This is a genomic window from Halomonas sp. MMSF_3323 (assembly GCF_030733595.1).
Lineage (GTDB): Bacteria > Pseudomonadota > Gammaproteobacteria > Pseudomonadales > Halomonadaceae > Halomonas > Halomonas litopenaei.
Genome location: NZ_JASHIT010000009.1, coordinates 101,319 through 115,671, shown reverse-complemented (window position 1 = coordinate 115,671; position 14,353 = coordinate 101,319). Strand labels below are relative to the sequence as shown.

Annotated in this window: 10 protein-coding genes and 2 riboswitches; of the genes, 6 read left to right on the top strand and 4 right to left on the bottom strand. The window is 62.1% G+C overall.

Translation table 11 applies throughout. The features are described from left to right. Window positions 1-72: 72 nt before the first annotated feature. Both RBB39_RS06440 and RBB39_RS06435 read right to left on the bottom strand, forming a co-directional pair. Window positions 73-777: a hypothetical protein gene (locus tag RBB39_RS06440; RefSeq protein WP_124802452.1), complete on the bottom strand. Its 705-nt coding sequence runs from the start codon at window positions 775-777 to the stop codon at window positions 73-75. After that, window positions 774-1,832, bottom strand: a complete 1,059-nt coding sequence (locus RBB39_RS06435) for a GSCFA domain-containing protein (protein WP_124802454.1) — start codon at window positions 1,830-1,832, stop codon at window positions 774-776. Before RBB39_RS06435 ends, RBB39_RS06440 begins: the two co-directional genes overlap by 4 nt. A 763-nt stretch (window positions 1,833-2,595) precedes the next feature. Then, window positions 2,596-2,749, top strand: a riboswitch (TPP riboswitch). A gap of 81 nt (window positions 2,750-2,830) precedes the next feature. Here RBB39_RS06435 and tenA point away from each other — a divergent pair. From tenA to pta, 4 genes are all read left to right on the top strand, one after another. Then, on the top strand, window positions 2,831-3,499 hold the full coding sequence (gene tenA, locus RBB39_RS06430) for a thiaminase II (protein WP_045991955.1): 669 nt from the start codon (window positions 2,831-2,833) through the stop codon (window positions 3,497-3,499). Between the two features lie 11 nt (window positions 3,500-3,510). Next, window positions 3,511-3,645, top strand: a riboswitch (TPP riboswitch). A gap of 77 nt (window positions 3,646-3,722) precedes the next feature. Continuing rightward, window positions 3,723-5,675 (top strand): phosphomethylpyrimidine synthase ThiC, encoded by a 1,953-nt coding sequence (thiC, locus tag RBB39_RS06425; protein WP_045991954.1) that lies wholly within the window; start codon window positions 3,723-3,725, stop codon window positions 5,673-5,675. A 284-nt stretch (window positions 5,676-5,959) separates the two neighbouring features. After that, window positions 5,960-7,174 (top strand): acetate/propionate family kinase, encoded by a 1,215-nt coding sequence (locus tag RBB39_RS06420; RefSeq protein WP_045991953.1) that lies wholly within the window; start codon window positions 5,960-5,962, stop codon window positions 7,172-7,174. After that, on the top strand, window positions 7,171-9,333 hold the full coding sequence (gene pta, locus RBB39_RS06415; RefSeq protein WP_306168929.1) for a phosphate acetyltransferase: 2,163 nt from the start codon (window positions 7,171-7,173) through the stop codon (window positions 9,331-9,333). The genes RBB39_RS06420 and pta overlap by 4 nt, the downstream gene beginning before the upstream one ends. A 109-nt stretch (window positions 9,334-9,442) precedes the next feature. On the opposite strand, the gene RBB39_RS06410 is transcribed toward pta, so the two are convergent. Next, window positions 9,443-10,492 (bottom strand): YeiH family protein, encoded by a 1,050-nt coding sequence (locus RBB39_RS06410; protein WP_306168928.1) that lies wholly within the window; start codon window positions 10,490-10,492, stop codon window positions 9,443-9,445. A 183-nt stretch (window positions 10,493-10,675) separates the two neighbouring features. Further along, complete coding sequence (locus RBB39_RS06405) at window positions 10,676-12,307, bottom strand: GMC family oxidoreductase (protein WP_045991951.1); 1,632 nt, start codon at window positions 12,305-12,307, stop codon at window positions 10,676-10,678. Between the two features lie 225 nt (window positions 12,308-12,532). On the opposite strand from RBB39_RS06405, the gene RBB39_RS06400 reads away from it, so the two are divergent. Further along, window positions 12,533-13,765, top strand: a complete 1,233-nt coding sequence (locus RBB39_RS06400) for a TRAP transporter substrate-binding protein (RefSeq protein WP_204248927.1) — start codon at window positions 12,533-12,535, stop codon at window positions 13,763-13,765. Next, window positions 13,765-14,352, top strand: a complete 588-nt coding sequence (locus tag RBB39_RS06395; RefSeq protein ID WP_083970277.1) for a TRAP transporter small permease — start codon at window positions 13,765-13,767, stop codon at window positions 14,350-14,352. The genes RBB39_RS06400 and RBB39_RS06395 overlap by 1 nt, the downstream gene beginning before the upstream one ends. Window position 14,353 lies beyond the last annotated feature (1 nt).

Sequence of the window (14,353 nt, the reverse complement as noted above, 5' to 3'; positions counted from 1 at the left end):
GTGGTAACGCTTTGCTCTACAAAGAGCGTTCTCCAGCTCCGGATAACACACATCCGCCAGGAAAACCCTTTGTCAATCTCTACTTAAAAAGCAGGATAGCCACTTTTTCCCGAACTCTTCGTTCATATGCCTGATATCATGGTCTGGATGCGCTTCCTCATCCATGGCATCCCCTACAGGCAATCTTTTACTTCCCTTCGAGAGCTCCCGCTCCGTAAAACATCCGTTGACGATGGTATCAGCAGGCTGAGCGATCAACTCGGCATTGCATTTATCATACACTTCATCGTTCATCAACTTTATTCCGGACAGGTAGCTTTCCGGAGGATAACTTCTATCATCACCTTTCTTCCGAATAGGCAGGGGATTATGTCCAACATATATCTTTTTATTGGTCACGCTCCTGATCATTTCCATGATCTTCCAGGACGTCGTACCCTTGACACTATCCAGCACGGTTTGCTTTATTACTGCTGATGAAAAAAATTTTCCAGGTTCGACAAAAAAAACTTCCATCTGAAGTCCGTAAATCAAGAATAGATCATATTCAACGATATCAATCTCACTCTTGCCACCCGATGTATAGGTGATGGTCCTCTTTAATCTATCTGTTTTTGGAACCAGTTTATTATCGATGAGAAACAGTCCACCCAAGCCATTACTTCTAGCGGTAAAGAAGACAAGATTATATTCTTGATGCCACTCTGGCATCAGGTCCCAGGCTCTTTTCAAAGCACCAACGTGGCTATTGCCCAGCACACAAATATTTTTCTTCATTCCTTACCTCCAAAGGCGTCGAAGATCTCTTCTTCGCAAACCAGATCATTCATTTTCTTTACGCTACCTACCCTCTTGTTTTGTTTTCCGAAAATCTCAGCGCCAAACTTTTTCCTCAGAGAAGAAAAAAAATGATTCATCACAAAATCGACACCGTGGGGGTTAACACTTCGTTGATTGGGTTCGAAAAACACCCCCTTGAAAACCGGGCTGTTGATTATTTCATACGAAGGAAAATAATCCACATAATTACAACCTCTAGAAATCTGCCCAGCCACGGCACGCAACACTGACTTGGATTCCATTGTAGCGACGATCACGTTGTTCCTGGAGTTTGTCGCTACCAAAGGAACAGGGGAAACTGTCAATATAAAGCGTAACTCAGGATTCTCATGACGCATTATTTCTATGGCATCTCGCAGATCATTCATCACAGAGGGATACATCTGATTCTTGAACGCATGGATACCTTTCAGGTAGGTCCCTGCTGAAGTCCCGGGACACATCGGATACTCGTAGCCGTATTCCGAATTGAACCAGCTTTCAGTCAACCCTAAGGTGAAGACAAAGAAGTCTGATGAGAAGATGCATTCCCTAAACGCTTTTATTGTCTCCTCTCGAGAGAGCATTAACTCTTCTTTACTACAGAAACCCTCTGGTTCCACCACGGGGCGAAAGGGATCATAGAACCTTCCGTTCTTTTCCCAAATCTCCTCAGGCGGCTCTTTTATCCCTGTTGCCCACTCTACCCACTGCTTCAACAATGAGGTGGTGTATATATTCCCGGTTCTTGCCGAAAATATATTGTAATTGTATTTTTTTGCATTTTCCTGCGAGAGCCCCCTAGGTGGAGTTTCTGTCGAGACCCAGTTGAACCCTCTGCTATCAAGAGCGTTTCCAATATGTTGCGCAAAGCAGGAACCGAAGGTAACCACCCTACTATCCTTTGTGATCTTGAACTTTGGAGACCACAAATTGGATATGTCAAAAATCGACTTTTCTGATACAGCTTTTTTCCAGAAGGCACGGTCTGGAAGTGTCGAATATGGATTCATATTAATCACCTCAAACATAATATATAACATCGGTCGTGAACGAACAAAATTGATAACGTCTATCTTAAATCACACATTACCACGACGAATAGGAGTGTTTACGCCAACACTGGCATCTCGTCTTCCTTTCTAAAATATTTGCATAAAAAAAGATAGGCGAAATATTTGTCTATTGTGTTGAGAAACGAGCACTGACAACGGCCCCGGAGCCCTTCATAGAACCTTTCCCATGCACCATTTCCCTGCCCCACGGGTGGTTCAAAAGAGAACAAAGCAAGCATTTTTAGCTTCCATGAAAACTCGGCGAACCAATGCTTCCCATAAAGACGGGACCAACACACCTGTCACTTTCTGCCCTTCTTCACAAAGGAGTCATCAAGCGCACAACGACTGTCAGAATATCGATAAAACAAACGTACTTTTTTCACTCTAGATTCTCTCACATATTCTCTATCAGGCAACCGCAAAACACGCAAATACAATCCAGAGAACATCCAAGAAAAACCACGCAAATATCCCTTTAAATAACAACAAAATCGTCGAAACTTTGTCGAATTGATCAATCAGGACTCTACTTCGCCACTTTTCCTCAATCGGATAAAATGCATTCTCAACCATGCGGAAACTTCTCCAGATATCTGGGCAGTTGCACTCTCGCGATATCGTGGAAACCTCCTCCCCCCAGCGGCGTATCTACTGATCGGGATCGGTTCTTGCCAAGCCGAGGTGGACTCCCTTCGAGGTCATGCTAGACTCGATCCAGACTCGCTTGACGGGGTGCCGGTGAATCCGGCTGAGATGGCGCAGGGCCAGGGTGACGAATCACCGGCCGCCAGCGCCGATCCCGTGGAACCTGATCCGGGTGCGGTGTGGCTTCACACCTTGAACCGGCGTAGGGAATCAGGCGGTGGTGACAGCCCCTGCGCGCGCACCTCCCTCCTTTCTCGTCGCCGTGTCCTCAGCCGCCGCACTCCGGATCCGCACCAACCGGAGGCAACATGGGCTACCGCTTTACCGATCTTGTCGACGCCTGCCGCGATGACTGGCACGCCTACATCGAACACGACTTCGTGCTCGCCCTTGGCCGTGGTGAACTGGCTGACGCCAGCTTCCGTCACTACCTCAAGCAGGACTATCTGTTTCTGCTGCAGTTCTCCCGGGCCTACGCCCTGGCGGCCTACAAGAGCCACAGCCTCGACGAGCTGCGCGGCGCCTTCGACGGCATGAAGACCATCCTCGATGTGGAACTCGGCCTGCATCTCGCCTTCTGCCGTGACTGGGGCATCGGCGAGGCCGAACTCGCCGAGCTGCCCGAAGCTCGCGCTACCCTGGCCTATACCCGCTACGTGCTGGACGCCGGCAGCCGCGGCGACCTCCTGGACCTGCACGTGGCGCTGGCCCCCTGCATGGTCGGCTACGCCGATATCGCGAGAACGCTCAACGCCCGTTCGGACACCCTGCGCGGTGCAGACAATCCCTTCGACACCTGGATCGCCATGTACGAAAGCGACGACTTCCAGGCCGCCGCACGCCAGGAGCAGGCCTGGCTCGACGATCAGCTGGCCCAGGTATCCGGCGAGCGCTTTGCGCGACTGTCACGGATATTCGCCGACGCGACACGACTCGAGATCGACTTCTGGCAGATGGGGCTCGATCTAAGCGACTAACACAATCAGCACCACGCTTGACGGGGGGCCGCCAGAGGCGGCTGAGATCATGCAGCGCATGGGACCCGTTGAACCTGATCTGGGGGTAACCCCGATGCCATGGCATCGCGGTGAGGACCAGCGTAGGGATCAAGCGCTCACGGCCCAGGCCACGACGCCCCCTCCTTCCTCACGCGATGCACACAACAACGCCAGCACCCAGTGCCGTGAGAAGGACAAGCCAATGCCGCTCGATCAACCCGTTTCCGCAAACAAACCCCGCCATAGCGCGCACTTCCTGGCCGAGACCGCCCAGGTCGACCAGGCCGCAGTTACGCCCCTGCCGGGTTCGCGCAAGGTCTATGTAAAGGGCTCCCGCGACGACCTGCGGGTGCCGTTTCGCGAGATTTCGCTGTCAGCGACCCGCACCTCCGGGGCCGACGAGGCCAATCCGCCGCTCTTGGTCTACGACACCTCCGGCCCCTACACCGATCCCCAGGTCGAGGTCGACCTGCGTCGCGGGCTTGCCGAGTTGCGCCGGCCCTGGATCGAGGAGCGCGACGACACCGAATGGCTCGATGGCCCGACCTCGGACTACGGTCGCCGACGTGCCAACGACCCGACGCTCGCTCCGCTGCGCTTCGAACTGACTCGTACGCCGCGCCGCGCACGTCGTGGCGCCGATGGCCGCGCCGGCAATGTTACCCAGCTGCACTACGCCCGCCGCGGCATCATCACCCCGGAGATGGAGTTCATCGCCATCCGCGAGAACCAGCGTCGACAGGCCCTGGCCGATGGCTATCGAGGCAGCGATGAGGTCGAGCGCATCCTTGACCACCAGCATCCCGGGCAGGGCTTCGGCGCCCGTCTTCCCGAGGAGATCACCCCAGAGTTCGTGCGCCAGGAAGTCGCCGCCGGGCGCGCCATCATCCCCGCCAACATCAACCACCCGGAAGCCGAGCCGATGATCATCGGGCGCAACTTCCTGGTGAAGATCAATGGCAATCTGGGCAACTCGGCGGTGACCTCCTCCATCGAGCAAGAGGTCGAGAAGATGACCTGGGGCATCCGCTGGGGCGCCGATACCATCATGGATCTGTCCACTGGCCAGAACATCCACGAAACCCGCGAGTGGATCATCCGCAACTCGCCGGTACCGATCGGCACGGTGCCGCTCTATCAGGCGCTGGAGAAGGTCAAGGGCGTGGCCGAGGACCTCACCTGGGAGGTGTTCCGCGACACCCTGATCGAGCAGGCCGAACAGGGCGTGGACTACTTCACCATCCACGCAGGCGTGCTGCTGCGCTACGTGCCGCTGACCGCCAACCGGGTCACCGGCATCGTCTCCCGCGGTGGCTCGATCATGGCCAAGTGGTGCCTTTACCATCACCAGGAAAGCTTCCTCTACACCCACTTCGAGGAAATCTGCGAGATCTGCAAGCAGTACGACGTGGCCTTCTCGCTGGGCGATGGCCTGCGTCCGGGCTCGGTGGCCGACGCCAACGACGAGGCCCAGATGGCGGAGCTCAAGACCCTGGGTGAGCTGACCCATATCGCCTGGAAGCACGACGTCCAGGTGATGATCGAAGGCCCCGGCCACGTGCCCATGCACCTGGTCAAGGAGAACATGGACAAGCAGCTCGAGTACTGCGACGAGGCGCCCTTCTATACCCTTGGGCCACTGGTGACCGATATCGCCCCGGGCTACGACCACATCACCTCGGGCATCGGAGCGGCGATGATCGGCTGGTACGGCTGCGCCATGCTGTGCTACGTCACCCCCAAGGAACACCTGGGCCTGCCCGACAAGGACGACGTCAAGACCGGCATCATCACCTACAAGATTGCCGCCCACGCCGCCGACCTGGCCAAGGGGCATCCCGGCGCCCAGCGCCGCGACAACGCCCTGTCCAAGGCGCGTTTCGAGTTCCGCTGGGAGGACCAGTTCAACCTGGGCCTCGACCCTGACACCGCCCGCGCCTATCACGACGAGACGCTGCCCAAGGACTCCGCCAAGGTGGCCCACTTCTGCTCCATGTGCGGCCCCAAGTTCTGTTCCATGAAGATCAGCCAGGAGGTCCGCGACTACGCCCGCGACAACGGCCTGGAGGGTGACGGCGACGCCGTCATGGCCGGCATGGAGGAGCGCGCCCGGGTCTTCCGTGAACAAGGCGCTGAGCTGTACAAGGAGGTTTGAACAAGGAGGTCTGAGACAAGCCATTCCCCGGCGCATCCCCGGGCAGCGTTCGACTGCTCGGGGATGCAAGTCTTGTACGCCCGGTTCCAGTTCTGCCGCACAAAGTTAGACAAAAGTCTAATCCGAAGATTCATGCACTTGACGCTCATCACGGCTTCGTCGGATCCACCAGCAAAGCCGTTCGACTACCTCCCCAGGCCAATTATTCGCGCCCCGGGGCGGTGCTAGATTCGCCGCCATCCCACGCATTCTCGCCTCACCAAGGCGTCTTTTCTGGAGATGGCATGAAAGCCCCGATTCTGGTGATCAACTGCGGCTCCTCTTCGATCAAGTTCGCGCTGATCGATCAGGCCCCCGACGCTCCCCGACTGTCCGGTATCGCCGAGCGCCTGGGCAGCCACGAGGCTCGCCTCAAGCTGACGGACGAACACGGCAGCGCCCGCGAGGTCTCGCTTCCCCGTGCGACCCACGCCCTGGCGCTCAAGACGATTCTTGAGCACCTTGGCGTCCACCGGCCCATCGGTATCGGCCACCGGGTGGTACACGGCGGCGAGCGCTTCACCGCCGCTACCCTGCTCGACGACGCCGTGGTGCGCACCATTCGCCAGACCATCAGCCTGGCTCCCTTGCACAATCCGGCCAACCTCGACGGTATCGTCGCCACGCGCCGGCTGTTCGAGGATCTGCCTCAGGTGGCGGTGTTCGATACCGCCTTCCACCAGACCCTGCCGCCCCACGCCTACCGCTACGCCATCCCCGAAGAGCTCTACAGCCGACACGGCATCCGTCGCTACGGCTTCCACGGCTCGAGCCATGCCTACGTGACCGGCCGCCTGGCAGAAGTCAGCGCCCGTGGTGAAGGCGGCTGGCTGATTGCCCACCTGGGCAATGGCTGCTCCGCCACCGGGGTGTGGGCCGGCAGAAGCCTGGACACCAGCATGGGCATGACCCCGCTGGAAGGCCTGGTGATGGGCACCCGCAGCGGTGACGTCGACCCCGGCCTGCACCTGCACCTGGCGCGGCAGCTGGGCATGTCGCTGGAGGGCGTCGATCAGTTGCTCAACCAGAAGAGCGGACTGCTGGGGCTGTCCGAGCTGACCAACGACATGCGTGAGCTCGAACAGGCCGCCAGTGAAGGTCACGCCGGCGCGAGCCTGGCCATCGAAGTCTTCTGCTACCGCCTGGCCAAGTCCCTGGCGGGCCTGGCCTGTGCCCTGCCCCGGATCGACGGCATCGCCTTCACCGGCGGCATCGGCGAAAACTCTGCCCTGGTGCGCGCCCGGACGCTGGGCCACCTGGAGGCCCTCGGTGTGCGCCTGGACGCTGACGCCAACGAGAGCCTCGGGCGTGGCGAGGAAGGCCAGATCCACGACCGAGGCGCCAGCTCGGCGCCGGAGATCCGCGTCATCCCCACCGACGAGGAAGGCTATATCGCCAGCCAGACCCGGGAATTGATCGTGAGCCTGACGTCCACGCCAAAGCTCGAGGAGGTTCTGTGAGCACCCAGTCCCGCACGCTGCTGCTGATCCCCATCGACGACGGCGTCGCCCTCACCTCCGCCGGCCTCGGCCTGCTTCGTGCGCTGGATACGCTGGGGCTGGACGCGGGTTTTCTGCAGCCCTTCAGCCAGTCCGAAGGTGGCGAGCAGGCAAGTGACAACGACGAACGCGCCCGCTCGCTGGTGGCCAGTACCCTGGGCATAGGTTCGCCGCGTCCGATCTCGCGCCAGACACTGGAGCAGTATCTCGGCCGCGACGATCGCGATGGTCTGCTGGAACTCGCCGTGGAGCGCCACGCCCGCGTCGCCCGCCCTGCCACCGGCAAGGCACCGGCGCTGATCGTGGTGGAGGGCGTTCGCCCACTGCCGCGAAACGCCTACGCCTTCGACCTCAACGTGCGCCTGGCCAGTGCCCTCGACGCCCAGGTGGTACTGGTCGCCGATGGCCAGATCGCCGATCCCCAGGAGCTGGCCAAGCAGTTGCAGTTCCATCGCCAGAGCATCGACGCGGTGGGTTCGGTCCGTACTCTGGGTGCCATGCTGATGCGACTGCCGGGGGACGGCGACGGCTCTGCCATCGACCAGACCCTGGCCTCGGTCAGCGAGGTCGAGGCCCGCGCCCATCGCCAGCACTGGCAGCAGCAGCTCGCCAGCGGCGCCGATCTGACCCTGCCGGTGGTCGCGGCGGTGCCCTACCGGGCCTCCCTGACCGCACCGCGAGTGGTAGACGTGGCCCGCGCCCTCGATGCCAGGATCCTGCACCACGGCGAAGCCGATCGCCGCCGCGTCGCTCACTCGACGCTGGGGGCCCGCAGCGCCGAGCACCTGCTCTACGCCCTGCGTCCCGGCGAGCTGATCGTGTCCCCCGGGGACCGCGACGACACCCTGCTGGCGGCGGCGCTGGCCACCATGAACGGCGTGCCCCTGGCAGGTCTCTTGCTGACCCACGGCGAGTCACCCAGCCAGCAGCTGATCGACGTCTGTCGCCCGGCGCTGGCCTCGGGGCTACCGGTCCTCTCGGTGGACACCGACAGCTACGCCACCGTGGCCCGGCTCACCGAGATGTCCGGCAGCATTCCGGTCGATGATCACGAGCGCGCCGAGGCCATCTGCGCCTTCGTCGCCGATCACCTGGATCGTGACTGGCTGCTGGCACTAATTCACGACGACGCCCAGCGCCGCCTGTCACCGGCAGCCTTCCGCCATCAACTGGTCAGCATGGCCCAGCACAAGCGTCGGCGTATCGTGCTGCCCGAAGGCGACGAGCCGCGCACCCTGGAAGCGGCCATCCTGTGCCAGCGTCGCGGTATCGCCAACTGCGTGCTGCTGGGCAAGCGTCGCGCCATCCTGGAGGTGGCCAAGGCGCGAGGTCTGGAGCTGCCCGACGATCTGCAGATCCTCGACCCGGACGCCGAGCGTGGCCGCTTTATCGCGCCCATGGTCGAGCGCCGACGTGGCAAGCTGACCCCACTGACCGCCGAGGCCCAGCTTCATGACTGCGTGGTGCTGGGTACCATGATGCTCGCCGAAGGCGAGGTGGATGGCCTGGTCTCCGGCGCCGTGCACACCACCGCCAACACCGTGCGCCCGGCCTTTCAGCTGATCAAGACCGCCCCCGGCTACGGCCAGGTGTCGTCGGTGTTCTTCATGCTGCTGCCCGACCAGGTGGTGGTCTACGGTGACTGCGCGGTCAACCCCGACCCCGACGCCGAGGCGCTGGCCGAGATCGCCCTGCAGAGCGCCACCAGCGCCGAGGCCTTCGGCATCGAGCCGCGGGTCGCCATGATCAGCTACTCCACCGGCGAGTCCGGCAGCGGCGCCGACGTCGACAAGGTCCGCGAGGCCACCCGCATCGCCAGGGAACGGGCCCCGCACCTGGCCATCGATGGCCCGCTGCAGTATGACGCTGCGGCCATCGCCAGCGTGGCCCGGCAGAAGGCACCGGAGTCACCGGTGGCCGGCCGCGCCACGGTGTTCGTGTTCCCGGATCTGAATACCGGCAACACCACCTACAAGGCGGTCCAGCGCAGCGCTCGGGTAGTCAGCATCGGCCCCATGCTTCAGGGCCTCAACAAGCCGGTCAACGACCTGTCCCGGGGCGCCCTGGTCGAGGACATCGTCTATACGATTGCGCTGACCGCGATCCAGGCCGGTCAGTAACGACCAGAACAGCGCCACAGACCGTGAGAAACGCCGAGGCCCCGGAGAACCGGGGCCTCGGTGTTTGTGTGGGCTTTGCGTTGCTTTCTAACTCGCCCGGGACCGCTCGCTACCACTCGGCGATGCCGGTATACAGGCACACCAGCACCAGCCCAAGCAGGAAGACGGTCTCGGCGACCATCAGGATGACGGGCTTCCAGCCGACCACGGCGAGCTTCTGGAAGGAGGTCTTGATACCGAGTGCGGCGATGGCGGTGACCAGGCACCAGCGCGACAGGTCGGTCATGCCCTCGACCATCACCTGGGGGATCACGCCAAGACTGTTGATCAGCACCAGCGCCACGAAGGCCACCAGGAAGCTCGGGAACATCGGCACCTTGCCGCCTTCACCGCCACGGGCGCGGCGAAACAGCAGCATGAACACCATCACCGCCGGCACCAGCATGGCGACCCGCAACAGCTTGACGAAGGTAGAGATGTCGCCGGTCTCGTCGGAAATCATGTAGCCGGCACCGACCACCTGGGCAACGTCATGGATGGTGCCACCAAGAAAGATGCCGGCCTGGGTGTCGGTCAGTTCCAGCGCGCCGACCAGCAGCGGGTAGAGCACCATGGCGGCGGTGGACAGCGTCGTCACCCCGACCACGGTCAGGATGGTATTGCGCTCGGCGATCTCGTTGCGCGGCATCGCCGCAGACAGTGCCAGCGCCGCCGAGGCGCCGCAGATCGCCACCGACCCGCCGGTCAGCAGCCCCAGGTCATTTTTCAGCCCCAGCAGTCGCGCCAGCACGCTTCCCGCCAGAATGGTCAGCACCACCCCGGCGACCACCGTCACCACCGGGCCGATCCCGAGTTCCGCCACCTGCTCCAGGGTGATGCGTACACCCAGCAGGGCAACACCCAGCCTGAGGATGGTGCGGGCGGCAAACTCCACCCCCACCAGGCAAGGGCCCTGCTCGCTGAGAAAGTGCAGGGTCATGCCGAACAGCAGTGCGTAGAGCAGGGTCGGGCCACCGTAGTGATCGGCGATAATGGTGGTGGCCAGGGCAATGGTGATGCAGATCAGCACCCCCGGCATGCGCTCCCGGGCGGGCTCCAGATGGCGACGCCATCCGGTCACGGGCGTCTCGGGCTTGGCGTGTGTCGTTGGCTGGGACATGGGCGTCCTCTCGTTTATTCGTTGTTCGCGTATCAGGGGTCGCGCTCAGCGGGTCAGCCGATGACGCGCTATTGATTTGATCCTGGCCCAGCCCGCTACCGCGACGTTAGGGCCAGAGCGCGGCCTCGAGTAAGGCCAGGCCCCGATGGCATCGATCCGCTGTCGAGGTTCCAGCGCTGCACGTCAGGCGACGCGCGCCTGGGCACGGCGATCGGCCTTGATCATGTCCGCCGCGCGTTCGGCGATCATGATGGTCGGGGCGTTGGTGTTGCCCGAGACGATGATCGGCATGATCGAGGCGTCCACCACCCTCAGTCCTTCGAGGCCGTGCACCCGCAGTCGGTCATCGACCACCGCCAGGTCGTCGTGGCCCATCTTGCAGGTGCCCGCCGGGTGGTAGATGGTCTGACTGTAGCGCCGGGCGGCCTCGAGCAATTGCTCGTCGCTCTGATACTCCCGCCCCGGCACGTATTCATCGGTGATCACCTCGGCAAGCGGTGCCTGCTCGGCGATGCGTCGCGCCACCTTGATGGCGTCCACCGCCACGCGACAGTCTTCTTCGGTGCTCAGGTAGTTGGGCTGGATCGAGGGATAGACGGCGGGGTCGGCGCTGGTGATGCGAATACGCCCCCGGCTGGTCGGACGCAACTGGCACACCGAGGAGGTGAAGGCCGAGAACGGATGCACCCCTTCGGCCGGCTTGTCCGCCGACAGCGGCTGCATATGGAACTGGATATCCGGGCGATCCAGGCCCTCCCGCGACTGGGTGAAGATGCACACCTGACTGGCCGCCAGGGTCAGCGGTCCGGTGCGGGTCAGGGCGTACTGGGTGCCTACCGCCAGCTTTCTCAGCGGATGACGCACCTCGTCGTTGAGGGTGCGACAGGAGGTCTTGAACACCAGCCGGATCTGCAGATGGTCCTGCAGGTTCTCGCCGACGCCTGGTAGTGCATGACGGCAGTCGACGCCGACCTCGGCCAGGTGGTCGGGGTCCCCGATGCCGGAGCACTGCAGGATCTGCGGCGAGCCGATGGCGCCGCTGGACAGCAGCACCTCGAGCCTGGCGCTTGCCCGATGGGTGCTCTGCCCCTGGCGGTACTCGACCCCGACCACGCGCTTGCCCTCCAGCAGCAGCCGCTGACAGTGGGCTCGCTTGACCAGGGTGAGATTGGGGCGCTTGAGCGCCGGACGCAGAAACGCCTTGGCGGTCGAGCAGCGAAAGCCCTTGTAGGAGGTCTGCTGGAAGTAGCCCACGCCTTCTTGCCTGGCCCCGTTGACGTCGCGGTTCTCGGGAATCCCCGAGGCCTTGGCCGCCTCGATGAAGCGTTCGGCGATCTCGCGGCGCAGGCGCAGATCCGAGACCTTCAAGGGCCCGTCGGCGCCGTGGTAGTCATCGGCGCCCCGCTCCTGGCACTCCGACTTCTTGAAGTAGGGCAGCACCGAGTCGTAGTCCCAGCCGTCGTTGCCCAGCTGCGCCCAATCGTCGTAGTCCTCGCGCTGACCGCGAATGTACAGAAGCCCATTGAGCGAGCTTGACCCTCCCAGCACCTTGCCTCTGGGCCACTGCAGCCGGCGACCGTCGATGCCCTCGTCGGGATCGGTGAGGTAGCACCAGTCGGTGGCCGGATTGTGCATGGTCTTGAAGTAGCCCACGGGCACGTGGATCCACGGATTCCAGTCGGACCCGCCGGCCTCGAGCAGCAGTACCGACACCTCGGGGTCCTCGCTCAGGCGGTTGGCCAGCACGCAGCCGGCGGAGCCCGCCCCCACGATGATGTAGTCGAAAGCCTCTGGCGGTGGTGTTGTGGTTGTCATGTCGCTCACTCAATCGAGACGTTTTATCTCAATTTATGCTAGACAGTTTTCTCAAAAGATCAATATCGAGACAAAAAAACTCATTTTTATTGATCTATTCCCGAGAGACTTCTAAGGTGTGGTCAAGGCCCTTTATCGGGCCCGGTGCCAGGCGACGATCGCCAAGCGCGAACGACCCGGCACTCCCCTGCATCCCTACACCAAACACAAGACTGGGAGCCTTCCATGAGTTCACGCCTCTTCTCATCAGACGTGTCGCGCCGCGACTTCCTGAATATCTCGGGTCGCTTCGGCATGACCTCCACGCTGCTGGCCGCCAGTGGCCTCGGCGCTGGCCTCACCGCCTCGAGCCTGGCCCGGGCCGCCGACACCGAACAACAACGCCGCTATCAGACCGAGCCCAAGTTCCAGCTGCGCTTCGGCGCCTCCGGGTTCAACGAGCGCAATCTCGATATCCAGAAGTCCGGGCAGCTGTTCTTCGCCCGTGACGTCGAGGAGCGCACCAACGGCGCCATCCGCGTCGAGTTCATGGGCTCCAACGAGGTCTGCAACCAGCTCGACTGTGTCAGCAAGGCCCAGCAGGGCATCGTCGACATCTTCTCGGCCTCGACCCAGAACTCCGCCGGCGGCGCGCCCTACCTGAACGTGCTGGACTTTGCCTACATGTTCCCGAGCGTCGCCTCGATGTTTCACTTCTTCTACGACCATCGCAGCGAGGCCCTTTTGCGCGAGCCGATGCGCCAGCGCCACAACCTGCAGTTCCTGTTCACCCACTGCGATCTGCGCGGGCTGATGATGGGTCAGAGCTGGGCCGACAAGCCGCTGGTGGACAGCCTCGAGGTGCTTCAGGGCACCAAGAACCGGGTCACCGGCACCCAGCTTGGCCGCATCGCCATGGAACAGCTTGGCCTCAACCCGGTCCCGGTGGCCTGGGAAGAGACCCTGGACGGCCTGCGCCAGGGCCTGCTGGACGGCGCCGAGACCTGGATGAGCGCGGTGGCTTACGCCGGCATGGCGCCGGTGGTGTCCCAGGCGGTCGACCTGCGCTTCTTCGCCGGTACCGAGCACACCGCCATGAACCTGTCGAAGTTCGAGGCGCTGGATGCCGAGCTGCAGGATCAGGTGATGGAGTCGGCCTACGCCGCCCAGATCTTCACCCAGGGCATGAACGAGGCCGGCCGCTACCAGATCGTCGGCGCCACCGAACACCCCGCCGCCGGCACCGTGTTCGCCGAGAACAACGTGCGGGTGGCCCCGCTATCCGACGAGATCCGTGCCCAGGCCGAGCAGCTATGCGCCCCGGAGTTCAACCCAGAGCCCTGGGAGCAGTGGCGCGAGCGGCTCAATGCCTGGGCCGGCGACGTCGACATCTACAAGGAAATCCACACCATCGCCCGGGAGATCCCGCGTGAGATGGCGGCGGTCAACGTGGCGCCGAAGCGCTGGTGGAGGGCGTAATGACCGATCACAAGGCCACCGCGGCCCAGGCGACGTCGAACGACGTCGCCGATCGGCCGACCCCCGCCTGGCTGGCGCCGATCAAGTGGCTCGACGCCAATCTGGAAAAGGTGATCATCCTGATCTCCTACAGCGGCATGGCGGGCATCATCTTCGTCGAGGTCATCCGCCGCTTCTTCTTCAGCCTGCAGGCGCCCTGGAGCACCAGCATTCCGGTGCTGCTGTTTCTGTGGCTGACCTGGTTCGGCGCCTCGCTCAACGTCAAGCAGCGCACCCACCTGTCGCTCAACGAGATTCGCATGCGCCTGCCCTACGCCGGTCAGTTCGCCTGCCAGGTACTCGACGCCGTGCTGTGGATCGGCTTCGGCGCCCTGGTCATCCACTTCACCATCGCCCAGGTGGAACTGGCGCACATGAACTTCGCCATCGTGCCGGGCACCGATAACGTGATGCAGTGGTGGTTCTACCTCGCCACACCGCTGGCCTGGGCCCTGATCATCTTCCGGGTACTGCAGAACCTGGCCAGCGACATCGCGCGCTTCCGGCGCCGTGAGCCGTTCAACCTGCAACCGTCCATCATGGACTAGG